21 protein-coding genes are annotated in these 22729 nt (G+C 42.3%); 12 read left to right on the top strand and 9 right to left on the bottom strand.

Annotation, left to right across the window (positions count from 1 at the left end; genetic code table 11):
• Positions 1 to 4 precede the first annotated feature (4 nt).
• From FTV18_RS07465 to FTV18_RS07455, 3 genes are all read left to right on the top strand, one after another.
• A complete protein-coding gene (locus FTV18_RS07465; protein WP_180017138.1) occupies positions 5 to 1450 on the top strand; it encodes a YdiU family protein in 1446 nt (481 codons plus the stop codon).
• A 76-nt stretch (positions 1451 to 1526) separates the two neighbouring features.
• Positions 1527 to 1901, top strand: a complete 375-nt coding sequence (locus FTV18_RS07460; protein WP_180017139.1) for an MmcQ/YjbR family DNA-binding protein — start codon at positions 1527 to 1529, stop codon at positions 1899 to 1901.
• 15 nt (positions 1902 to 1916) lie between these two features.
• Complete coding sequence (locus tag FTV18_RS07455; RefSeq protein ID WP_179993259.1) at positions 1917 to 2471, top strand: GNAT family N-acetyltransferase; 555 nt, start codon at positions 1917 to 1919, stop codon at positions 2469 to 2471.
• A 93-nt stretch (positions 2472 to 2564) separates the two neighbouring features.
• Here FTV18_RS07455 and FTV18_RS07450 read toward each other — a convergent pair whose 3' ends face one another.
• From FTV18_RS07450 to baeS, 4 genes are all read right to left on the bottom strand, one after another.
• A complete protein-coding gene (locus tag FTV18_RS07450; protein ID WP_180017140.1) occupies positions 2565 to 3920 on the bottom strand; it encodes an amino acid permease in 1356 nt (451 codons plus the stop codon).
• 220 nt (positions 3921 to 4140) lie between these two features.
• Positions 4141 to 4647 carry a GNAT family N-acetyltransferase gene (locus FTV18_RS07445; protein WP_180017141.1) on the bottom strand — a complete coding sequence of 169 codons (507 nt, stop codon included), beginning with the start codon at positions 4645 to 4647 and terminating at the stop codon, positions 4141 to 4143.
• 90 nt (positions 4648 to 4737) lie between these two features.
• Positions 4738 to 5424, bottom strand: a complete 687-nt coding sequence (locus FTV18_RS07440) for a response regulator (protein ID WP_034704234.1) — start codon at positions 5422 to 5424, stop codon at positions 4738 to 4740.
• 14 nt (positions 5425 to 5438) lie between these two features.
• Positions 5439 to 7103: a sensor histidine kinase efflux regulator BaeS gene (gene baeS, locus FTV18_RS07435; RefSeq protein ID WP_180017142.1), complete on the bottom strand. Its 1665-nt coding sequence runs from the start codon at positions 7101 to 7103 to the stop codon at positions 5439 to 5441.
• A 137-nt stretch (positions 7104 to 7240) separates the two neighbouring features.
• On the opposite strand from baeS, the gene FTV18_RS07430 reads away from it, so the two are divergent.
• From FTV18_RS07430 to FTV18_RS07420, 3 genes are all read left to right on the top strand, one after another.
• Positions 7241 to 7870 (top strand): hypothetical protein, encoded by a 630-nt coding sequence (locus tag FTV18_RS07430; protein ID WP_180017143.1) that lies wholly within the window; start codon positions 7241 to 7243, stop codon positions 7868 to 7870.
• A gap of 310 nt (positions 7871 to 8180) precedes the next feature.
• Complete coding sequence (locus tag FTV18_RS07425) at positions 8181 to 9983, top strand: acyl-CoA dehydrogenase C-terminal domain-containing protein (protein ID WP_159124145.1); 1803 nt, start codon at positions 8181 to 8183, stop codon at positions 9981 to 9983.
• A 169-nt stretch (positions 9984 to 10152) separates the two neighbouring features.
• Positions 10153 to 11934, top strand: coding sequence for an acyl-CoA dehydrogenase C-terminal domain-containing protein (locus FTV18_RS07420; protein ID WP_159124144.1), 1782 nt, complete (start codon positions 10153 to 10155; stop codon positions 11932 to 11934).
• Between the two features lie 52 nt (positions 11935 to 11986).
• Here FTV18_RS07420 and FTV18_RS07415 read toward each other — a convergent pair whose 3' ends face one another.
• Positions 11987 to 12193: a hypothetical protein gene (locus FTV18_RS07415; RefSeq protein WP_125279369.1), complete on the bottom strand. Its 207-nt coding sequence runs from the start codon at positions 12191 to 12193 to the stop codon at positions 11987 to 11989.
• A 173-nt stretch (positions 12194 to 12366) separates the two neighbouring features.
• On the opposite strand from FTV18_RS07415, the gene FTV18_RS07410 reads away from it, so the two are divergent.
• The gene (locus FTV18_RS07410; RefSeq protein ID WP_005232065.1) at positions 12367 to 12864 is read left to right on the top strand and encodes a phosphate-starvation-inducible protein PsiE; all 498 of its coding nucleotides are present in this window, start codon (positions 12367 to 12369) and stop codon (positions 12862 to 12864) included.
• A 91-nt stretch (positions 12865 to 12955) separates the two neighbouring features.
• Here FTV18_RS07410 and FTV18_RS07405 read toward each other — a convergent pair whose 3' ends face one another.
• The gene (locus tag FTV18_RS07405; protein WP_180017144.1) at positions 12956 to 13396 is read right to left on the bottom strand and encodes an RcnB family protein; all 441 of its coding nucleotides are present in this window, start codon (positions 13394 to 13396) and stop codon (positions 12956 to 12958) included.
• Positions 13397 to 13575: 179 nt separating this feature from the next.
• Here FTV18_RS07405 and FTV18_RS07400 point away from each other — a divergent pair, with 179 nt between their 5' ends.
• A complete protein-coding gene (locus FTV18_RS07400; RefSeq protein WP_180017145.1) occupies positions 13576 to 14028 on the top strand; it encodes a hypothetical protein in 453 nt (150 codons plus the stop codon).
• A 76-nt stretch (positions 14029 to 14104) separates the two neighbouring features.
• On the opposite strand, the gene FTV18_RS07395 is transcribed toward FTV18_RS07400, so the two are convergent.
• On the bottom strand, positions 14105 to 15568 hold the full coding sequence (locus FTV18_RS07395) for a phospholipase D family protein (protein ID WP_180017146.1): 1464 nt from the start codon (positions 15566 to 15568) through the stop codon (positions 14105 to 14107).
• Positions 15569 to 15673: 105 nt separating this feature from the next.
• Entirely contained in the window at positions 15674 to 17818 is a 2145-nt protein-coding gene (gene znuD / locus FTV18_RS07390; RefSeq protein ID WP_180017147.1) for a zinc piracy TonB-dependent receptor ZnuD, read from the bottom strand.
• Positions 17819 to 17958: 140 nt separating this feature from the next.
• Between znuD and FTV18_RS07385 the strand changes: the two genes are divergently transcribed.
• The 4 genes from FTV18_RS07385 to FTV18_RS07370 all read left to right on the top strand — a co-directional run bounded on the left by FTV18_RS07385 (position 17959) and on the right by FTV18_RS07370 (position 21891).
• The gene (locus FTV18_RS07385) at positions 17959 to 18723 is read left to right on the top strand and encodes a DUF4184 family protein (protein ID WP_180017148.1); all 765 of its coding nucleotides are present in this window, start codon (positions 17959 to 17961) and stop codon (positions 18721 to 18723) included.
• A gap of 161 nt (positions 18724 to 18884) precedes the next feature.
• Positions 18885 to 20669, top strand: a complete 1785-nt coding sequence (gene aspS / locus FTV18_RS07380; RefSeq protein ID WP_034704264.1) for an aspartate--tRNA ligase — start codon at positions 18885 to 18887, stop codon at positions 20667 to 20669.
• Positions 20670 to 20784: 115 nt separating this feature from the next.
• Complete coding sequence (locus tag FTV18_RS07375; protein ID WP_005232078.1) at positions 20785 to 21006, top strand: hypothetical protein; 222 nt, start codon at positions 20785 to 20787, stop codon at positions 21004 to 21006.
• Between the two features lie 18 nt (positions 21007 to 21024).
• On the top strand, positions 21025 to 21891 hold the full coding sequence (locus FTV18_RS07370; RefSeq protein WP_180017150.1) for a lysophospholipid acyltransferase family protein: 867 nt from the start codon (positions 21025 to 21027) through the stop codon (positions 21889 to 21891).
• A gap of 45 nt (positions 21892 to 21936) precedes the next feature.
• Here FTV18_RS07370 and FTV18_RS07365 read toward each other — a convergent pair whose 3' ends face one another.
• On the bottom strand, positions 21937 to 22710 hold the full coding sequence (locus FTV18_RS07365) for a glycosyltransferase family 32 protein (RefSeq protein WP_180017152.1): 774 nt from the start codon (positions 22708 to 22710) through the stop codon (positions 21937 to 21939).
• Between the last annotated feature and the right edge of the window lie 19 nt (positions 22711 to 22729).

The raw sequence follows: 22729 nt of genomic DNA, 5'->3' as shown, positions 1-22729 counted from the left end.
TGCCATGTATTTTAATTCCCGATATCAGACTCTCCCTCCTCGTCTTTATCATCATCAGCCCCCACTACCTTTAAAAGGTGTTAAAGCGGGACATTTTAATGCTGCGCTTGCTGAGCAACTGCAATGGTCTGAGGAAGATAAAGCACAATGGGTCGAAATCTGTAGTGGTCAAAAAACCTTTGCCGAGTTTGAACCTTTGGCCATGGTTTATGCTGGCCATCAGTTTGGACAATGGGCAGGACAACTGGGTGATGGACGTGGTTTATTAATCGCCCAGATTCTAGATAAAGATAACCAGACCATTGACCTGCATTTGAAAGGTGCTGGTGCAACGCCGTATTCGCGTATGGGAGATGGTCGTGCAGTGTTACGCTCGGTGATTCGGGAATACCTAGCCGGACACGCCTTAAATGCACTAGGTGTAGAGTCCAGTAATGCGGTTGGTTTTACCTCTTCCGCTCAAGGTGTACAGCGTGAAAAACTGGAACCGGGTGCAATGCTATTACGGACGTCTGACTGTCATATCCGGTTTGGACATTTTGAATGGATCAATCAGTATCAGCCAGACCTATTGCCTGTATTCACACAAAAATGTATGGAATGGCATTACCCGCAATGTCTGCAAGCAGAACAGCCTATTCTGGCATTTGCTACCCAAGTGATTCAGCGCACGGCAGTGATGATTGCCAAATGGCAGCTGGTCGGATTTGCGCATGGTGTCATGAACACTGACAACCTGAATATTACCGGTTCAACGCTAGACTTTGGCCCGTATGGGTTTATGGAGCGTTTCCGTCCCAACTGGATTAATAACCACTCGGATTATCAGGGTCGCTATACTTATCAGCAGCAACCAAGCATCGGCCACTGGAACTTGTGGATGTGGCTGAATAACCTGATTCCATTATGTCCTGAAAACTATGATGAAGAACAATGGAAACAGGATCTGGCCCAATGTCTGGAACATTATGAACCGACCTTCCTGGAACATTATAAGCATGGCCTAAACCAGAAAATGGGTTTACCGAGTTTTCACAAAGACAGCTTTGACTGCGCCATGGCTTTTCTCAGAATCTTACAAAGCGAGCAACTCGACTATACGCAAAGCTTTATTCGCCTGCAGAATCATGAATATGAAGCAATCAAGGATGATTGTTTGGATCGCCGTCAGTTTGAAGCATTCCTGACTCAATATGAAGCGATCCGCGAACATCAGGATACTGGAGAATTAGATGCCGCCATGCAACTCGTCAATTCACACTATATCCTGCGCAATCATATGGCACAGAAAGCCATTGAACTAGCTGAGCGGGATGACTTTTCCGAAGTCGATCGCCTGTTTAAATTATTAAGTCAGCCTTATTTAAAACAGCCAGATCTGGAACACCCTGAAGATCTAGGACCATTGCCGAGTGATGTGCCTGAAGTCATGGTGAGTTGTTCATCTTAATTTATTCACAAGACAACCAAAAACTGTGGATAATTTAAGCATTATCCACAGTTTTATTTCGGTTTATTCATAACTTATGACCTTACATCAAATCTCAACACAGATAGCGATAAGTTTACCTGAAGTCACTGTGACTCAGCCTTTCGGTGAAGGTTGTGATGTATTCAAAGTGCTAGATAAAGTCTTTATGCTTCAGTTCTATCTTCAAGGCAAAGCTGTCATTAATTTAAAAGTAGCGCCTGATCATGGTGCTATGCTGCGAGATATTTATTCTTATATCCATGCTGGCTGGCATATGAATAAACAACACTGGATTTCAGTGTATGAAGATAATCAACTGGATGAATCTCTGGTTGAGGACCTAGTACAGAATTCTTATGAGCTGGTAGTATCGAAATTAAAGAAAGCAGAAAAAGTACGAATTAAGTTATTACGAACATTAGAAAAATAAGTGCAGATACCACCGATGACTAAGATCAAGCCAATAACATTAAAGACAAAGCGTTTAATTCTCCGCTCCTACCACTGTGGTGATGAAATCAATTTATTTCAAAACTATTTCAGCGATCTAGCAGCTTCAAAATATTTGCAAAGACATCCACATCAGAACCAAACTCAAACTCGACAAACTATAGAAAACTGGGCAAGGCAAAAGTGGGAAAACTCAGATCCTGAGTTTATGTGGATTATTGCAGATCATTTAACTCAGCAACCCATAGGTATTTTGATCTTTATACAAAGGCATGACATTGGGGAAATTCACTTCGGGCTTGGAACTTCTTATCAGAGACAAGGTTTGATGTGTGAAGCGATGACTTCGGTAATCCAATTTCTAAAACAAAGCCAAAAACTAACGAAAATTGAAACCTTTTGTGCTACTGAACATTTAGCGTCAAGACAAGTATTAGAAAAAACAGGTTTTCATAAACAGCAACTGCTTCATGCTTGGACCATCTTTCCTTTATTGGGAAATGACCTTAAAGACTGTATTCAGTATATTCTGCCACTAAGATCAAAATAAACCTTAACTCATCTAAAAGCTTTAGATATTGCGACAATATGAAAAAAGCCCAATCATTTCTGGTCGGGCTTCTTCTGATTGGAGATTTTAGGCTTAAGCATTTCTTTTATTCAGAAACTTAAACACGCCAAACAACACCGCAATCCACACCGGCAACATCAACACTGACAACATAAAGCCTTGCGTCCACATGATGTATAAAATCATCAGCATAAAAGCTAAAACAAAATAGTTACTAAACGGCGCAAAGATCGCTGGGAATCTGGTTTGAATCCCCTTTCGTTTGATGGTTTGTCTAAATTTCAAATGAATCAAACTGATCATCATCCAGTTCAATACCGCAGCTGCTACTACAATATAAATCAGGTACCTCAAGGCTTTTTCAGGCACAAAGTAATTCAGGATCACACAACCAAAGATCAGAAATGCGGAGAACAATACCGCAGCTACAGGCACACCATGTTTATTTACGCTCTTAAATAATTGTGGTGCATTCCCTTGTTGAGCCAGCCCCATCAACATACGGCTATTGGCATACATGCCACTATTACAGACTGAAAGTGAAGCAGTTAAAATAATGAAATTCAGTAAATGTGCAGCCCATTCAATCCCCATCTGGCTGAAAATCATTACAAATGGACTATGATCTAAATCGCCTAAATTCAGCTGATTCCATGGTACAAGTGAAAGTAATACGGCAAGCGAGCAGATATAAAATAAAAATACCCGAATCACAGTTTGATTCACGGCACGTGGAATGTTCTTGCCAGGATTTTCGGTTTCTGCCGCTGCCATACTAATCAGCTCAATGCCGCCAAAGGCAAACATCATAAAGGCGAGCATATAAAACAGCCCATCAAAGCCATTCGGAAAAAATCCACCATGAATCCATAAATTGCTGATCGAAGCAGTTGAGGTTGCATCAGCAGTGAGGAGCAAATATATGCCAAAGATAATCATTGCAATGATGGCAAAGACTTTAATCATCGATAGCCAGAACTCAGACTCACCATAAATTTTGACATTGGCTAGGTTGGCAAGGGTTACCGCCAAAAAGAAAATGAGTACAGATACCCAGGCTGGAATATGTGGCCACCAGTAATTGATATATTTGCCAATGGCGGTCAGCTCTGTCATTGCGACCAGAATATATAAAATCCAGTAATTCCAGCCGGTTAAAAAGCCTGCAAATTTACCCCAGTATTTAAATGCAAAATAACTGAATGAACCACTCACAGGCTCATGCACAATCATCTCGCCCAACTGGCGCATAATCAGAAATGCAATCAAACCACCAATCAAATAGCCCAGAATAATGGAAGGTCCTGCGGACTGAATAATCTGTGCGGACCCCAAGAATAATCCGGTTCCAATGGCCCCGCCCATAGCAATCAGCTGGATATGACGGTTCTTTAAACGGCGCTGTAGTTGCGGTGTTTCACTCTCCAAGACACGCTCTCATGATGAATAAAAAACCGAATTGTAGCGGGTATCCAACTAATCAACTAATACATAAATTTAAGTTATTAATTATTAAACTTTTATTTTTTGTATCTACTCAGATAAAAAGAAATATAAATAATTGATTTCATAATAGATACTAGTTAAAAGCTATTTTACATTTCAAAACTCCATAACTTTTCAATAGAAATAGCTCTTTTTTGATGAATTATTGTGTCGCATTAAACGCCTCATGGTAGACCACTTCTCCCTGTGGAATAGATCCATTAAATGCAATGACTTGAAAATATTCTGGAGGAACATCCTTTAGGTAAAGTTCTGGAAAAGCCTTAAACCCGAAACGACCATAATATTGAGGATCACCGAGCACTACACATCCTTCAGCCCTCAACTGTTGCAGGCGATCTAAAGCTGCCTGCATAAGTAAAGTGCCGATTCCCTGTCCTTGTTTTGCAGGTAATACCGAAATTGGGCCAAGACCGTACCAGCCAGTTTCACCTGAAGAGATAGTGACAGGTGAAATAGCCACATGGCCAACCAGCTGATTATTTTCAAGTGCAACTAGAGAAATCGTTAACTGCCCATGCGTGCGCAAAGCATTGACAATAAATTGTTCAGTATGACTTGAATGGTCAGTATTTTGAAAAGCCGCTCGGGTCAATTTAGCAATGGCTAGAATATCTTCTAGCCGTTCATCCCGAATGATGATTTTCATTATTTTGGCTCTCTTATATTGATCATTTTCAGAAATAAAAAAGCGAACAAACCAAGAAGTCTATCCGCTTTTCTTTAACGAATTCGAATATCAGTCTTCAGGATATTCAAAACGATACCCTACACCATAAACGGCCTGAATCCATTCATGACGGTTTCCGGTTTCCGCAGCATCTGAAATTTTACGGCGCAAATTTTTGATATGACTATCAATCACACGGTCTGCCACATCAAAACTGTCTGGATTGATATGATCTAGTAATTGTGCTCGTGAATACACCTGGCCGACATGCTCTAGGAACAGCTCCAGCAAACGGAATTCAGTCGGGGTCAGGTTCAAGGCTTTTTGCTGATACCAGATACGCTGTTGTGATTTATCCATACGGAATAAATCATTGCTTTCCGGCTCAGCTTTACGGTCTAAACGGCGTAATACGGCTTGTACACGGGCAACCAGTTCTTTTGGACTAAATGGTTTACAGATATAGTCATCCGCGCCCATATTCAGGCCAAGTACACGGTCAATTTCTTCAGTACGCGCAGTCACCATAATGATCGGCAAGTCTGACTGTTCACGCACTTTACGGCAAATGGTCAGACCATCCATACGCGGCACCATCAAGTCCAAGATCATCAGGCTCGGTTTACGCTGGGTAAAACTGTTATATGCTTCTTGCCCATCATGAAACACGCTGACTTCAAAACCAGCAGCCTCTAGATAATCTCGCACCAACAGGGCAAGTTCGACTTCGTCTTCAACCAGCATAATATGTTTCATGAATATATTTTCCTTTATGGTTTCATTTGTTTAGGAAAGCTCAGCTTGCATCGTAAACCACCTAATGGTGAATGTGCAAAGCTTAAGCTACCACCCATAGCCTGAGTAATTTTACAAGATAAGGCCAGACCCAAGCCTGTCCCACCGGTGGCACGAGTACGCGAATCATCGACACGATAGAAACGTTCACCAATGCGAGCCAGCTGCTCATCAGTCAGACCGAATGGACTGTCATCGACATATAAGGTCCATTCTTTCTCATTCTGTTCGGTATGGATATGTACCTGTCCACCGGCTTCTGTATAACGAATACTGTTGCTGAGCAGGTTGGCTACAATCTGCTTGAAACGGTCCAGATCTAGATCAACTTCAGCACCGTCACCTTCAATAGTCACTTTCAGATCAGCCTGTTCAAATTTAGGCTGGAAGTTCATCAATTCCTGCTGCACCACCTCCCATGGATTTACAGTTGCATAGTAAAACTGTAATTGCTGTGCATCAGCCTGCGCTAGAGCTGCCAGATCCTGAGTCAGTTTTTTCAGGCTGGTTACCTGTGCCAACATCGACGCAAAATGCTCTGGTGTCGGTTTACGGATTCCATCCTGCATCGCTTCAATCTGTGCCTGCAAGACTGCCAGCGGAGTTTTCAATTCATGTGAAGTATCTGCTACCCACTGACGGCGTGAAGTTTCATGCTGATCCAGAATCACTGCCAATTGATTCAGCTCATTAGACAGATCACCCAGCTCATCATTACGTTTCACTTTCACTTGATGTTGATAATTACCGCGAGTCAATTCACGTGTCCCGTTCAACAAACGCTGAATCGGTTTTTTAAAATAAGTTGCCAGTAATAATGCAGCAATCAGACTGGCTAGAATACTTAAACCATAAACTAAAAATAAGTAACGTTTCTGGTTACTAAAGAAATTAATACTTAAAGCATCATCTTGGTCTAAAACCGGTTTCAAACCGAGATAACCAACCACTTGGTTTTCGACCATAATCGGACGATAGGAAATCTGCTCATCTGATGCCTCGCCTACTACAAAACGACGTTTGGCATCATAGAGTGACAGACGCGAACTTAGACCCAGACGGTCTGGCATCTGAATAAACTGCTTCTTGCCGGTAGGCTGCTGAACTGGCTGTTGACCGCCATTATTGTCTTTACGGTCGGTTCTAAACAGGTTCTGATTGGAACTAAGTGGAAATCTTAAACCTTCAAAGGGCTGGAATTGTGAAGGCAGGTTAGATGCCAGAATACGCAATTCTTCTTCATTCACTGAACGCGGTGTCAGATTTGGTTCAACCATACTTGAAGGCGCTACAGTGGCTAAAGTTTGCTCCTGAAAGTAACGCTGCTGTAAGGCAATATCATACTGACGGCGCAACCACCAGCGCGATAAACGGTCATAATCATCCGGTGCAGCTTCACCTTCAATTTGCAGAATCTGCGCCTGAATGGCGTTACCCCAGTCTTCATATACCGTATAGACATCAGCCAGATTCTCGATCACATGATCCAGCTTCTGCATTTCTACATCCGCCACATAGCGGGTAAAGTTGCGCTGCATATTCAGATGCAATACGCCCAGACTCACCGTGGTAATTACCAGGGTGGTCAATAAAACAGTCAAAAACAGACGTAATGCAATCGGAATACGGCGAATCTTCAAAGTAAAAATCTCAGTTTTTCTTCTCTATATTCATTATTGTAGCGAACACAGACTTAAAAAACTCTCCATTGTTTCTTCATCTTTATTATTTAATCTTTTCTCATCAAAAAGAATCAGCTCTTGAATGGGGTAAAAACATGAAAGCAATGACAAAAATCGCCTTAATCAGTGCCAGTGTTTTATCGATGGGTGCATTGACCGCCTGTCAATCTACTAGTAACGTGAATGAGCAGAAAGATCATTCTCGTATGATGAAACATCATGAAGGTCAAAAACAGCATCGTCTCACTCCAGAGCAACGCGAACAATTCAAAGCCGCTCGTGCAGAACGCATGCAATTGCATAAACAGATTCAACAGGCCTGTGACGGTAAAGCTGTAGGTAGTGCAGTCCAAATCAAGGCGGGTGATAAAACCATTGATGGGCAATGCAAGATTTCTTTCAAACCTGACAATAAAGGCATCACAGGTCAACGTGGTGAATTCCGTAGTATGCGCGGTGAACATCGTCCAATGCGTGGTGAATTCCGAGGTGGTATGAACCGTGGAGAAGCATTAACGGATAGTCAACGTGCAGAAATGGTTAAACAGTATGATCAGCGTTTATCAGAACGTCAGGCTCTACAAACTGCGTTTGCCAACGCTTGTAAAGGTCAAACCCACGGCAAGGCCGTTCAAGTGAAAGCGGGTACTCAAACTATTGATGGTCAATGTATCGTGCACTTCCAGCCGAATGCACCCATTAAGATGACTGAAGCTGCATCTTAATCTTCTTCTACGTTTCTTATTCCTTCAAATTCAGGCACCTTCGGGTGCCTTTTTTTTATAGCTGACTCCTCAGTCCTCTTTTGACCATTCATGTTCTGCTAATTTCTACAAAAGTCTTTGCAGTCAATATGTTTACTGTTCTGTGCAGATTAATCTTTGACTTTATAGTCACCAAGAAAGCCGCCTGAAAGCTTGTATGGCTGGGCAAGATGTTGCACGATTAGATTCATAGCAATACGTGTCACTGAAGGCACGTTTCAATTAATTTAGGATGATAACGCTGGTCTAAACCAGTATTGAGGAAACCGATATGCCACAATACAAAGCGCCCTTACGTGACATGCAATTCGTTCTACACGAATTATTAAATGCTGAAGAACATTACGCAAAACTTCCTGCGTTTCAAGAAAACGTAAGCCGTGAGTTGGTTGATCAGTACCTAGAAGCTGCAGCTGACTTCTGTGAAAATGAATTATCTCCTCTAAACCAAGTAGGCGACCGTGAAGGTTGTACCTGGAATGACGGCGTTGTAACAACACCGACTGGCTTTAAAGAAGCGTACCAAAAATACATCGAGCTAGGCTTCCCTTCTCTTTCTGCTGAAGAGCAATACGGCGGTCAAGGCTTACCAAATTCTTTAGGTATCACTCTTTCTGAAATGGTGGGTACTGCGAACTGGGCATGGGGCATGTACCCTGGTCTGTCTCATGGTGCAGTCCGTACTTTAGAACACCACGGTTCTCAAGAACAAAAAGACGCTTATCTGCCTAAACTGGTTTCAGGTGAATGGACAGGTACCATGTGTTTAACTGAATCTCATGCAGGTTCTGACCTCGGCATCATCCGCACTAAAGCTGAACCACAAGCTGATGGTAGCTATGCAATCTCTGGCGAGAAAATCTTTATCTCTGCTGGTGAACACGACATGGCAGAGAACATTATCCATATCGTACTTGCTCGTCTGCCTGGCGCGCCTAAAGGTACTAAAGGTATTTCTCTGTTCATCGTACCAAAATTTAACCTGAATGCTGACGGTTCAATCGGTGAGCGTAACGGCGTACGTTGTGGTTCAATCGAACACAAAATGGGGATCCATGGTAACGCAACTTGTGTCATCAACTTCGATAACGCCAAAGGCTTCCTGATCGGTCCTGAAAACCGTGGTCTGAACTGCATGTTCACCTTCATGAACACTGCACGTATCGGTACTGCTGTACAAGGTCTGTCTGCATCTGAAGCGGCGTTCCAAGGCGCTTTAACTTATGCCAAAGACCGTCTGGCAATGCGTTCTCTTTCGGGTCCTAAGGCACCTGAAAAAGAAGCTGATCCAATTATTGTTCATCCAGCTGTACGTAACATGCTTTTAACTCAAAAAGCATTTGCTGAAGGTGGTCGTGCACTGGTTTACCTGTTGGCTCAATATGCTGATGTGGTTGAACAAGGTACTTCTGAAGAAGAGCGCAAGTTCGCTGACAATATCCTGTCGCTATTAACTCCAATCGCAAAAGCATTCCTGACTGAAACTGGTTCAGAAGCTGCGAAACATGGTGTTCAAGTCTTCGGTGGTCACGGCTTTATCTCTGAGCATGGCATGGAACAAATCGTACGTGATACACGTATTGCCTGCCTGTACGAAGGTACGACTGAGATTCAAGCACTGGATCTGTTAGGCCGTAAAGTACTGGGTACTCAAGGTGCGATGTTGAAAGACTTCACTAAGATCATCCACAAATTTGCGGAAGCGAACAAAGACAATTCTGCAATGAAAGAATTTGTTGAACCGCTTGCGGCATTGAACAAAGAATGGGGTGACCTGACCATGCAGATTGGTATGCGTGCGATGCAAAACCCTGAAGAAGTGGGTGCAGCTGCAGTAGATTACCTGTACTTCTCTGGTTATGTAACACTGGCTTACCTGTGGGCTCGTATGGCACTGGTTGCTCAAGAGACTCTTGCTGCAGGTACCACTGATGCAGACTTCTACAATGCTAAATTGACGACTGCACGCTTCTACTTCAAGAAAATCCTGCCACGTGTTCGTTCACACGTTGACGTGATTGCAACTGGTGTAGAACCGCTTATGTCTTTAGATGCTGAACATTTCGCATTCTAAGCTGATGCAGTTTTAAATGCATAATAAGAAAAAGGACGGCCATCTTCAGGCAGTCCTTTTTCTTTATAAAGAGTTACAGAATTAACCTTTAGTCGTCTAACATTCAGATTTTTAATGCTTTAGACTGAGCCAAAACAATCCAATTAAACAATAAAACAGGTGACATACTATGCCAATTTATAACGCGCCACTTGCTGACATGAAATTCATCCTGAATGATGTTTTCAATGCAGAACAGTTCTGGCAGGCGAATGAAAATCTTGCCCACTTGGATACTGCCACAGCAGAAGCCATTCTTGAAGAAATGGCGAAGTTTGCGCAAAACGTCATGCTTCCTCTGAACCGTACCGGTGATGAAGAAGGCGCAAAATATGAAAATGGCAATGTCACCACACCTGCTGGCTTTAAAGAAGCATTCAAACAATATGCTGAAGGTGGCTGGATCGGTCTGGGTGCCGATGCAGAATGGGGCGGCCAGGAAATGCCGAAAATGCTTACCGTACTTTCTGATGAAATGCTGTTTGCAACTAACCCATCTTTCATGCTCTACCCGCTTCTTTCTGTGGGTGCAGGTATGGCTTTAAACAGCTATGCATCTCAAGAGCAAAAAGAAACCTATCTTCCTAAAATCTATTCTGGTGAATGGTCAGGCACCATGTGCTTAACTGAGCCACATGCCGGTACTGATCTGGGTATTATCAAAACCAAAGCTGAACGTAATGAAGATGGCACGTATAGCATTACCGGCACCAAAATCTTTATCACGGGTGGTGACCACGATCTTGCTGAAAATATTATTCATCTGGTACTGGCAAAAACGCCTGATGCGCCTGCCGGCTCTCGCGGTATTTCCCTGTTCATCGTACCGAAGTTCCTGGTCAATGAAGATGGTTCAATTGGCGAACGTAACCCGGTAGGTCCAGGTTCAATCGAACACAAAATGGGGATCAAGGCATCTGCGACTTGTGTAATGAACTTTGACGGTGCCAAAGGTTACCTGGTGGGTAAAGAAAATGAAGGTCTGGCCGCCATGTTCGTGATGATGAACTACGAACGTCTGTCTATGGGCATCCAGGGCCTAGGCGCTTCAGAATTTGCTTATCAAAATGCTGCGCAATATGCGACAGACCGTTTACAGGGTCGTAGTGCTCTTGGTGCCCAATCACCAGCTAAACCGGCAGACAGCATTTTAGTACATGGTGATGTACGTCGTATGTTGCTGAATGCCCGTGCGAACAACGAAGCATCGCGTGCATTTGCAGTTTATGTAGGTCAGCAACTGGACATCACCAAGTTCTCGACTGATCCTGAAGCCGTGAAAAAAGCCAATGACCGTGTTGCGCTGTTAACACCAATTGCGAAAGCTTACCTGACTGATACGGCATTCCAGGCAACCCTAGATGCACAAATGGTCTTTGGTGGACATGGTTATATACGTGAATGGGGTATGGAACAATGTATCCGTGACCTGCGTATCTCACAGATTTACGAAGGAACCAATGGCGTTCAGTCACAAGATTTAATCGGCCGTAAAACCATTAAATGTGGCGGTGCGTACATCGGTGAATACATCGAAGAAATCCGCGACTTTGCGAACCAGTTAGATGCAGACCTGAACTTCATTAAAGATGCAACTTTAGATGCAGCTACTGAAGTAGAATCATTGACTCAGTTTGTGCTTGAAGCTGCTGGCGAAAATGCAGAATTCCCGAATGCTGCAGCGGTTGATTACCTACATGCAGTAGGCCTATTGAGCTTCTCTTATATGTTTGCGCGCATTGCCAATGCTGCAAAAGACAAAGATGGCGAGTTCTACCAAAACAAACTGGCACTGGCGCGTTATTTCACGCAACGCATCTTGCCTGAACTTGCACTGCGTATCACTAAAGTGAAAGCTGGTTGCGAAGTAGTGATGAATTTCTCTGAAGATTACTTCACGACTCAAGCTTAATCTTGACGTGAATCCATATAAAAAGCCCTGCATCTGCAGGGCTTTTTATGCACTATACTTTTTCAATCAAGATCGTATCTGGTTGCGTCGTTATTTTAGGATTGAAATGCTTATTCACTATTTTAATTCCCCCTTGCGACTCTAAAGATTCACACAGTTCAAGTACCTTCTGCATCTCTTCAGCCTTGATCCCCGTGCCCAAGATTAATTTTTTTCCTGCTTCTAATTGACTAATTTTTGTTTGAATTTTGTCCAACATTTTTTTCTCCTATTTATTCAATGTAGTTCTCATACAATATAACAAGTTAGTGCAAAAAAAGTGCAAAAGTTCGAATAATTTCACTTTTATTTTATTTTTCTCTTTTTGTGCATGATCTTTGCTAGTTCTTTCCTGTTCATATGTTATTTCACATGAAAAATCTGGAGGAGAACATGAGTAAATCTGAGTCTAAAGTAAAAAGAATAGAAACTCTCCTCGACCGTTTTGGCAACCTTGCCGTTGAAAGTTTCCATTATCTTGCGCTGTTTATTATTGGCTGTATGGTGATCTGGTCCGCAGGTCATACCGTATTTGACATCTTGACCGTCAAACAGTTTGCCACCATTGATGATATTCTTTTGCTGTTTATCTATCTGGAACTTGGTGCCATGGTCGGCATTTATTTCAAGACCAATCATATGCCAGTTCGGTTCCTGATTTATATTGCGATTACTGCCCTGACCCGTTTACTGATTTCTGATATTCAACATACGCACAAAGCCAGCATGGATCAGGTTATTATTACCGGTTCGATTCTGATTCTGGCTTTTGCCATTCTGGTGGTCCGTTATGCGTCTTGGACCTATCCATCTGTTATTCGTGACAAGCATAGCGAAAAGCCATTACCAGAAGGTAAAACTCCACGACCTGAGGATGATGAGTTGGCATAGTCATAGAAAAGTCCCCCTTTGCAAAAGGTGAGAAGCACTGCTTCGCAAGAGGGTAATTAATCACCCCTCCTAACAAGAGAGGGAATTTCTTTTAACGGTTATTCATCAACACATAACGTCCATTTTCATAAATCCAGTAACTTCCGCGTGGTGGTGCCGGTAATCCCAAACGCTGCCAGTCAGTAATCACTGTATATCTCGAACTTTCAATGTAGGCCACATTTGGATCACCATTAACCCAACTATAGCTATTGGAATTCTGGTAAATCGTGGTCGGTGCCTGATACTGGATATTGAACCCGCTTTGGCTCTGTGCAGGAGGATAATATCCGCCATGGGATGGACGTTGCGGATAATAAGGCCGCTGCGAATGAGGCGGCTGTGGTGCATAATGAGGACGCGATGGAGGACGATGTTGAGGTTTAGAACGATCAACACCAGTATAGCCTACCCAGGCATTATCCGCCCAAGCGGGCACCGCAATACCAAACAGGAATGAAGCCAGCAATGCACCTGAAGCTAATGTTTTCATAAGTGCGTCCTCCAAAGATTTCTGACCATATTTTAACCAAAATCCATGCAGAAAATATGGATAAATTCCCTGCTGCTGCAAAGTTTTGTAATTGATTCCATGACTTTAACAGGCTTGCGTGATGAACGCTGAAGTGCGTATGCTAATATCACTTTTTTTAATGCTTTGAGTTGCATACTGTGTCTGATTTAAATTTCGATCGTTTATATGAATATTTTTGCAAGGTACCTAGTGTTCAAAAAGGACTGATTGATAGCTATGGCTCGGATGGGAAACAGGCCTGGTGGTTTAAATTTCAGATCAACGTTGATCATCCTTTAGCATGGCAAACTGTGCAGGAACTGGGTCATGTCCTGAACTATATTTCTAAAAATGAGCGCCTGCCGACTCAGTTTCTTCCAGTTTCTCCACCGCCTTATATGAATGGTGTAGCCAAAGATTTCCTGTCTTGGGTGATCCAGTGCAATCATGCTGACTTCCCACCAGATGTAGTATGTGACTGGCTAGAGGCGCGTTTACCAAATCCGGTGGATGATGAAGCACAATGGAAAATCAAAACTGATATTTCTGAACTGGATGAGCTGACAGATAAAGAACTGGATCAACTGGTTCCGCCGAATCCAGAAAAATAACTCCCCTCATCCCAACCTTCTCCCATAGGGAGAAGGAGTTCCCTCTCCTTTCAGGAGAGGGCTAGGGAGAGGCCAATCAAAACGTCGACCAGCCACTCCATTCCATAAAACGGTATAACCAGTATTTCCAGAATGACTCTTCAGCATATTGAGCATAGTCTCCGCTCATGGAACGGCCATTCAAATTAGACCAGGCCGTATTGAAATACTGCTGCGCATCGCTAAAGACTTCCGCCTGAGGTTGTCCCACCACACGCAGATTGGTCTCCAGATTATAATTTTTCAGATTACGTGCCGTGAAATTGGCGGAACCTAAAATCATTTCAGATTGCTGGGCACCATATTTCATCAGAATTTTGTTATGACATTGCTCGCCTTGAGTATTACACCAGCGTACCGGAATACCAGCTTTATGCAGTTCTGAAGCCACTTGGCGGTTAGGAATGCCATTTTTTTCACGACCAAATGCATCTTTGTTTGGATCAAGTAAAACCCGAAGTTTCACTCCGCGCTCATGCGCTGCAATTAACCCTTTCACAATCTTACGTTCTGACAGATAGAACATGGCCAGATCAATCTGCTCATCTGCTTTCGCCGTTTCAAGCAGCTTTAGAACTCCCTCATAAATGGCTTTTTCAGTTAGCACCTGAACTTGAGGCTGTTTTTTTTCTGCTTCAAACTCACCTGCAATCACAGCCGGCATATTGGCTTGAGACATGATCCCGACCGCCTGTTCTGTCGCAAGAATATCAATCGCTGTTCTGCCCCAGACCAGTAGACCAATATTGGAGTGCCGTGAACTGCCATCATGTGGGTTCATTGAGGTAACCAGTGCTTTCCAGCCCTGATCTGTATCCACGACCAGTGTTTTACGATGATTGGCTTTGAAATTAAACAGGTCGAAATAACTGCGTAAGGTCACTTTTTCTGGACCAAATGGATTCGGCAACCAGCCTTTCTCCGGATTATTGCCAATCCCCTGACAGCACAGATACCAGAAACCTGACCAGCTTGGATTAGAAGCACGCAGCGGTGTCAGATTGGTTTCGATTACATCTACTCCCGCCTGACGCAGTTCACGATAATGCTGTGCTGTAATTCCACCGTAGACAGAATTAATCGGATCGGTAATAAATTTGATTTCCACTTCAGGCTGCATTAATCGCTTGTTAAGTAAGGCCTCTGTGAGCTGTTTGCTGAGTGCCTGATGTTCCTGTTTAGAGGCACCGGTTTGCTGATTAAACAGGAACATATCCAGCACGATCAGGGATTTTGCTTCCTCAACCATCTTCAGCATTTCATTAAAAATCTGATGATCCAGTTGTTGCTTGCCCTGTGCATCCAGATAAGTCTGATCGACCAGAAATTTCACCTGTGCATGGCGCAGCTTACCCGTGTAATTCAGCCCTTCAGGTAAGGGTTTATAAGTATGATAAATTGCTGAAGCCAGATAACTGGCCATCAGCACACCAATGATCAAGGCCGCATAACGGCGGTTTGACCAGTTCAGTTTATTGTGAATTCGTTGAAAGATACGCATAAGAAAAAACCTAACCCAATATGCTCAGGCTAGGTTTAATCTGATGATTTTTCAAGTCTATTTCAGTGACAGTACTTGGATTCGGTCAGTTATTTCATCTGAATCCTAGAAATCATATTTTACGCCGACTGTGAAATTACGTCCGACTTGCGGAATATTCGACAGGAATGAGCTATGCGAATAGACCTGATCATCCAGCAGATTATTGGCTTTGAAATACACCCGATAAGCATTTTTATCGGCAATCGTATTGGCATAGCTTAGGCCAAGATTAACCATATTGTAGCCTTGGGTTTCATCTTCATAACTGGCGATCTTGTCCTGATTAAAGACATGATAATACTCAGCCAGACCTGACCAGCCATCGGCAAAGTCTGCTTCGACTTTGGTGCCTAAGCGACCTGCCGGTACACGTGGGGCATTCTCGCCTTCGATTTTACCGCGCACATAGTCACCAAAGACACTGAGCTTATACATGTCATTGATCTGATAACCAGCTTGTGCTTCCGTACCATAGAATCGAGCTTTGTCTTGTGTATAGTCGACCAAGCGGAAGTCACCTTCACTATCAGTCGTTGAACCATAAATGTAGTTATCAAACCAGTTGTGATAGACATGCACATGATAGTCTAGCTTATCGCCTTCATAATGCAGACCTAATTCAAGATTATTTGATTTCTCAACATCTAAATCCTGATTCCCACGCTCATAAGTATTGGTGGCAAAGTGAACCCCATCTGCATAAAGTTCTTGCGCCAAAGGCAAACGTTGCTGATGCGAGCCAACCACAGAAAGCTTATAGTTTGGCGCAAATTCCCAATTGGCTGCTGCTGAACCTGAAACACCGGTATCTGAGTAATTTTTTTGAGTTGAATCCACATCAATTTTTTGATGTTCTACTCGTGCACCCAGTTCAACATGCACATCCCCGATCTGTTTGTGCTCAAGACCAAATAAACTATATTTTTCAGTTTTGGTATCTGCCATCAGAACACTACTATGGGAATGGCCCTCATGTTCCTCTGTACCACCGGCAAGATTAATTTTTTGCTGGCTATATTGAGTACCAATGACCCCTTCCCAACCAGCGACTGGTTTATGCACAAGTTCTAAACGAGCATCATAACCTTTACTTTTAAAGTTACTAATGACTTCATTTTCTTCCAGTTCATCGTGCTCATAGTCAGTAAAGCTGGCATGGGCACGCAACTTGTCAAAACCGGCAAATGGGTTATTTAACTCAGTGCGCATATCATAACGATGTGATTCCAGATCAACCCATGGACCACCATGTGCGTGTTCTTCTTCAACTGCATTTGGATCTGGTTGCGGTGCTGGGCCATGTCCGCCACAGTGCAATTCATTACCATGTGGATGACAGTCATGATATTCATGACTATGCCCTGGCAAACCATATTGGTCTTGACGGTTGCTATAAGATAGACCAACAAAACCACGATCATGAATCCATGATCCACCAATATTGACTGTTTGTCCTTCTGCAAAGGTATTATCTACACGGCGGGCTTTTTCACGATGAATTTCTTCAATTTCATTTCCATTTTCATCTTCTTCATGATGAGAATGTTCTGTGAAATAACCTGCATGAGCAATATAGTTATTAGCTTTACGTTTTGAACCTTCTACACGTAGAGCAAAGTTTTCACCAATACCCGCTGTCACACCAGCACTTGCCAGTTTTTCGTCACTACCTGAGTTATAACGCAGGCCGACTGTACCTTCCAGACCATCTGCCGGCATTTGGGTCGGAATTTTTTGATCGGTGACATTCACCAACCCACCGACTGTACCGGCACCGTAAAGTAATGTAGATGGACCGCGAATCACTTCTACCTGTTTCGCCAGAATCGGATCAACGGTGACAGCATGATCCGGAGACAAGGTCGAAACATCAGCAGTTTCTGAAGCATGCTGCAACACTTTCACACGTGGGCCATCCTGACCTCGAATGACCGGACGACTTGCACCTGTACCAAACTGATTTGAATAGACACCCAATTCATCTGCCAGTGCATCACCAATAGTCGTCGCACGCTCAGATAATGCTTTTTGATCCACCACATGATCCGCAACCGCAAAATCTGCTGCGGTTTGTATCAATGGATGGGCCTGAACCTGGATGGTTTCCAGCGTTTGTACAGCTACTGTCGCTTCTTCTTGTTGTGCGAATGCTGATGGTGTAATAACCGCAAAAATAGAGAGTGTTATTAAATTCTTATGAAAAGACATGACCCAAGCTCAAAATGACTAAAATAGAATAATGTTATAATATAACATTTCATTATTTTTGCAATCGTTTACGATAACCAGTGATATATTTTATTAGAATGCTCTTTGAATATTTTTTATTACATTAAAACATTATTTTTATGCCCTTTACCTTATCGCATGCTGTGCTTGCTCCACCTATTTCACGTTTAAGCGGTAATCGGCTACCGATTGCTGCGTTGGCGATTGGCTGTATGGTGCCCGATTTACATCGACTGTTTACTTCGAGCAATTCAAATATCACGCATTTATGGTCTTCGCTGATTCATCCAGACCTCTTGATTGGGCTGGCTTTCTGTAGCATCTGGTATCTGGTTTACCGGCCAGTAATTTACCGTTTCATGGGCATTCAGCATGATTTAAATATTTACAGCATCCTTTCAGCTTTAAGATTCATCTTGGCGATGTGTCTAGCACTGATCATCGGCACAGCCACTCATTTAATCTGGGATGGTCTGACCCACGTCGATTTTCGGACTTTTGCCTTCCATGAAGTTTTAGCACAACAGTTTCAGTTGTTTGGACAGAGTTATCCCTTGCATCGGATTTTACAGATCGGTACGTCCGTGATTGTTTTGCCGTTTATGCTGTGGATGAGTGTGCACTACTATAAAAAGCATCGCCAATATCTCGCAGTCAGTCTGAAAATCAAATCATTTGCCGGAGGCTTATTTTTCTTTTCTATATTAACCGCTCTGTTTTCAGTCTGGGATTATGCACGCTATATTCCTACAGACGTCTGGCAATCAGATCTCTACTATTTTACTGGACGATCTATTAATGAATTTAGTCAGGGCTTTTTAATCACTTTTAGTCTGGGCTGTCTGCTATTTTTATTTCTGGATCGTGATCGGCGTATGGGCTAGGAAAATCTCCCACTTCCTGCTTATTCACTTTAAAATGATACTGTTTTTGCCTCAAGTTCTTGTGACAACATGCCCAAAGAGGCATAATCCTACCTTTGCTAAAGGCGGTACGCTGTTTACGTATACGCTTCCTTAACCCATATAGTTGGATTTTTAACGCTATGATGCGAACTCATTACTGCGGTTCTTTAACCGAAGCTCAAATTGACCAGACCGTAACATTATGCGGTTGGGTACACCGTCGCCGTGACCACGGTGGTGTCATTTTCCTTGACATGCGTGACCGTGACGGTCTTGTTCAAGTGGTTATCGACCCAGATACACCTGAAGCGTTTGCAACAGCAGACAAAGCACGTTCTGAATACGTATTAAAAATTACAGGCCGTGTACGTCGCCGTTATGCGGGTACTGAAAATGCCAACATGGTGAGTGGTCAAATCGAAGTATTGGGTAAAGAAATTGAAGTTCTTGCTCAGTCTGAAACTCCTCCATTCCCATTAAATGACGAAAATACAAGCATTTCTGAAGAAATTCGTTTGAAATATCGTTTCCTGGACATCCGTCGTCCTGAAATGATCGATCGTTTACGTTTCCGTTCTAAAGTGACCAACCTGATCCGTAACTATTTAGACGATCACGGTTTCCTAGACGTTGAAACTCCGATCTTGACTCGTGCGACCCCTGAAGGTGCGCGTGACTACTTAGTTCCAAGCCGTGTATCTAATGGTAGCTTCTATGCGCTTCCACAATCACCACAGCTGTTCAAACAGTTGTTGATGGTAGGTGGTGTAGATCGTTACTACCAGATCGCTAAATGTTTCCGTGACGAAGATTTACGTGCGGATCGTCAGCCTGAATTCACTCAAATCGACATCGAAACATCGTTCATGAGCGATGACGATATTATGGATTTGATGGAAGGCATGACTGTTAAGATGTTCGACGAACTTCTTGGCATCAAATTCGACAAATTCCAACGTATGCCTTATTCAGAAGCAATGCGTGACTATGCTTCTGACAAACCAGACTTACGTATTCCTTTGAAACTTGTTGACGTTGCAGACTTGATGCAAGACGTCGAGTTCAAAGTATTCGCAGGTCCTGCTAAAGATCCTAAAGGCCGTATCGTTGCGCTTCGCGTTCCAGGTGCGGGCTCACTGCCACGTAGCGCAATCGATGAATATACTAAATTCGTTGGTATCTACGGTGCGAAAGGTTTGGCTTACATCAAAGTTAATGAACTTGAAAAAGGCATCGAAGGTCTTCAATCTCCAATCGTAAAATTCATCGAGCCTATCGTGCTGGATCTGTTGAAACGTGTTGGTGCTGAAAATGGCGACATCGTATTCTTCGGTGCAGACAAAGCCAAAGTTGTGAATGATGCAATGGGCGCACTTCGTGTGAAAATTGGTCATGATATGAACCTTGCAACTTGCGAATGGGCTCCGCTTTGGGTAGTTGACTTCCCAATGTTCGAAGAAACTGATGATGGCAAATGGACTTCTGTTCACCATCCGTTCACGCTTCCTAAATCAAGCGTTGAAGATGTGAAGAATAATCCAGGCGAAGCATTGTCTGTTGCTTATGACATGGTATTGAATGGTACTGAAATCGGTGGTGGTTCACTGCGTATTTATACTTTAGAAATGCAAAAGGCGATCTTTGAAGCGCTGGGTATTTCTGAAGAAGAGGCAGAAGAGAAATTCAGCTTCTTGCTAAATGCGCTTAAATTCGGTGCGCCTCCGCATGGTGGTTTGGCATTCGGTCTGGATCGTCTGGTGATGTTGATGACTGGTGCATCTTCAATCCGTGATGTGATTGCATTCCCGAAAACCAAAACTGCTGAATGTCCATTGACTCAAGCACCTGCACCAGTTGAATCAACTCAACTGCGTGATTTGGGTATTCGCTTACGTGAAAAACCAAAAGCCGAATCTCAAGAATAATTTCTTGATGATTTGAGTAAAAAAGCCCTGTTCTAACAGGGCTTTTTTATTGCATTGAGAAGCCTGCACGACAGTGGCATAATAGCTTCAGTTTCTATTTTTAGGTAATTTGGCAATGGCGATGCGTCCTGCTGTTCGTAACCGTGGCATCATGCTGATCGTGTTTTCAGTCGTACAATGGCTGTTCATGCGCTATATCCTTGCAAACAACCTGTTTAACCTGGACACCAATGACCGTATTGTGTACTTCTGCCTGAGCAGTATTTTAGGTGCACTTGTCATTTTTGTAGGTTTGATTTATATGGTGCTTAAAGGCAATCCTGATCAAGAATCTTAATCAGGCAAGCTGCACACCATGTACGCATTACTCAAGAACTTCTCCAAACTCCCGTTAAGATTCATTCAAAATTTAGCGAAAAGTGTTGGATCACTTCTCTATATTACAAATTCATCGATTCGCCGTACTACAGAAATTAATTTAGGGATTGCCTATCCTGAACTGTCAGCATCGGAACGCACACGACTGGCAAAACGAAGTGTTCAGAGCCAATGCATGACCTATGCCGAGTCAGTCAAAATTTGGGGTTCTGAACCTGAATTTGCATTAAAACAGATTCGGAATATTCATCATCCGGAAATTTTTACTGATGCACTGAAAAACCCGAATGGAACTTTAGCAGTCGTTCCTCATTTTGGTACTTGGGAGTTACTTAATGCCTGGGTGAATCAACACACTAGCCCTGTCATCATGTATAAACCGAGCAAAAATCCTGATGTCGATCGGTTTATGCTCGAAGCACGGCAGCGTTTAAATGCTACCCTTGTTCCGACTGATGAAACGGGAGTAAGGGCTTTATTCAAGCATTTAAAACAGGGTGGCTTCGCTGCTATTCTTCCTGATCATGTGCCCAAAGAAAGTGGTGGTATTTACTCACCTTTTTATGGACAGAATGCTTTATCTTCCACCCTGCTCTCTAAATTGGCTGCAAAAACCCAATGCTCTGTAATTGGCTTGAGTTGTCTACGTCATGATGATCTAAACGGCTTTGATATTCATGTAACTAAATTATCAACAGATATTCTCTCTAAAGACTTACAGCTTTCTGTAGATACCTTAAACAAGGAAATGGAGCGAATGATTAACATTGCTCCAGAGCAGTATTTGTGGGGGTACAAAAGGTTTAGGAAACTTGCAGGTAAGGAAAGGATATATAAGAACTAACTTTCAGTTAAATTTATTACTATGCCTTAATATAAAAGATAAATTTTATTTAAACTTGCTTTTTAAATAATATCTAATAATCAATAACAAATTCTTAAAAGTCAAATTTCCAGAAAATTGTTTGATAATGTTTTTGCTAGTATCTGAATCAAAATTTAATTTACTCAAGTAATATTTATCATGAACCAACTTTTTATATGGAACTTTCTTTTCAGATAAGGCCCAAGAATCAAAAAAATGATGTGATGCATAATTCTCAGGTAAATCTAAACAAAAGTAATTTGAAGAAAATATATTAATTCTATCATTACCATCGTATCCAACTTGATCAATATCTAAATTAGGATCTATATTAAATTCTTTTTTCAAAATACTACCGATAAGTAATGTATTAGGTTCCTCCGATAAACTATATTCCTTATTCTCGTAATAAAAAAGGAGATTTGTAAGTAATGAGTGATTTTTTTTACTTCCCCATACGGCAGAGGTAAAGGGTATACCTTCAGTTTCAAAACAACTAAAAGCATCATACTGTAAAAAATATTCTATATTTTTCTTGAGTTCAACATCTGTATCTAAATATACACCACCGAATTTATTTAAAGCCCATACCCTTACATAATCTGTAACAAAAGCATACTTTTTCAGTTCATATGCTTTTTTTGTAAAAGGAATTGAATTTACATCAAAATTAGTCTCATTCCAAAGAATTATTTCCCACTCAGGACATAATTCTTTCCACTGGTTAATATACTTCAATTGATTTTCCGAAATTTCATTTGGACCAAACCAACAATAATGTATAATTTTAGGAATCATATCTTGCTAAATTTCCATA

Origin of the sequence: Acinetobacter sp. YH12241, assembly GCF_013417535.1 — a bacterium.
In the GTDB taxonomy this organism is placed as follows: Bacteria; Pseudomonadota; Gammaproteobacteria; order Pseudomonadales; family Moraxellaceae; genus Acinetobacter.
The sequence above is the reverse complement of the archived record's forward strand: the minus strand, read 5'-3'. Positions and strand labels throughout refer to the sequence as shown.

Bases quoted from the DNA above. Each gene is read 5' to 3' on its own strand.
- FTV18_RS07465 (WP_180017138.1), top strand. From the start codon at position 5: ATGTATTTTAATTCCCGATATCAGACTCTCCCTCCTCGTCTTTATCAT.
- FTV18_RS07460 (WP_180017139.1), top strand. From the start codon at position 1,527: ATGACCTTACATCAAATCTCAACACAGATAGCGATAAGTTTACCTGAA.
- FTV18_RS07455 (WP_179993259.1), top strand. From the start codon at position 1,917: ATGACTAAGATCAAGCCAATAACATTAAAGACAAAGCGTTTAATTCTC.
- FTV18_RS07445 (WP_180017141.1), bottom strand. From the start codon at position 4,647: ATGAAAATCATCATTCGGGATGAACGGCTAGAAGATATTCTAGCCATT.
- FTV18_RS07440 (WP_034704234.1), bottom strand. From the start codon at position 5,424: ATGAAACATATTATGCTGGTTGAAGACGAAGTCGAACTTGCCCTGTTG.
- FTV18_RS07430 (WP_180017143.1), top strand. From the start codon at position 7,241: ATGAAAGCAATGACAAAAATCGCCTTAATCAGTGCCAGTGTTTTATCG.
- FTV18_RS07425 (WP_159124145.1), top strand. From the start codon at position 8,181: ATGCCACAATACAAAGCGCCCTTACGTGACATGCAATTCGTTCTACAC.
- FTV18_RS07420 (WP_159124144.1), top strand. From the start codon at position 10,153: ATGCCAATTTATAACGCGCCACTTGCTGACATGAAATTCATCCTGAAT.
- FTV18_RS07415 (WP_125279369.1), bottom strand. From the start codon at position 12,193: ATGTTGGACAAAATTCAAACAAAAATTAGTCAATTAGAAGCAGGAAAA.
- FTV18_RS07410 (WP_005232065.1), top strand. From the start codon at position 12,367: ATGAGTAAATCTGAGTCTAAAGTAAAAAGAATAGAAACTCTCCTCGAC.
- FTV18_RS07405 (WP_180017144.1), bottom strand. From the start codon at position 13,396: ATGAAAACATTAGCTTCAGGTGCATTGCTGGCTTCATTCCTGTTTGGT.
- FTV18_RS07395 (WP_180017146.1), bottom strand. From the start codon at position 15,568: ATGCGTATCTTTCAACGAATTCACAATAAACTGAACTGGTCAAACCGC.
- znuD (WP_180017147.1), bottom strand. From the start codon at position 17,818: ATGTCTTTTCATAAGAATTTAATAACACTCTCTATTTTTGCGGTTATT.
- FTV18_RS07385 (WP_180017148.1), top strand. From the start codon at position 17,959: ATGCCCTTTACCTTATCGCATGCTGTGCTTGCTCCACCTATTTCACGT.
- aspS (WP_034704264.1), top strand. From the start codon at position 18,885: ATGATGCGAACTCATTACTGCGGTTCTTTAACCGAAGCTCAAATTGAC.
- FTV18_RS07375 (WP_005232078.1), top strand. From the start codon at position 20,785: ATGGCGATGCGTCCTGCTGTTCGTAACCGTGGCATCATGCTGATCGTG.
- FTV18_RS07370 (WP_180017150.1), top strand. From the start codon at position 21,025: ATGTACGCATTACTCAAGAACTTCTCCAAACTCCCGTTAAGATTCATT.
- FTV18_RS07365 (WP_180017152.1), bottom strand. From the start codon at position 22,710: ATGATTCCTAAAATTATACATTATTGTTGGTTTGGTCCAAATGAAATT.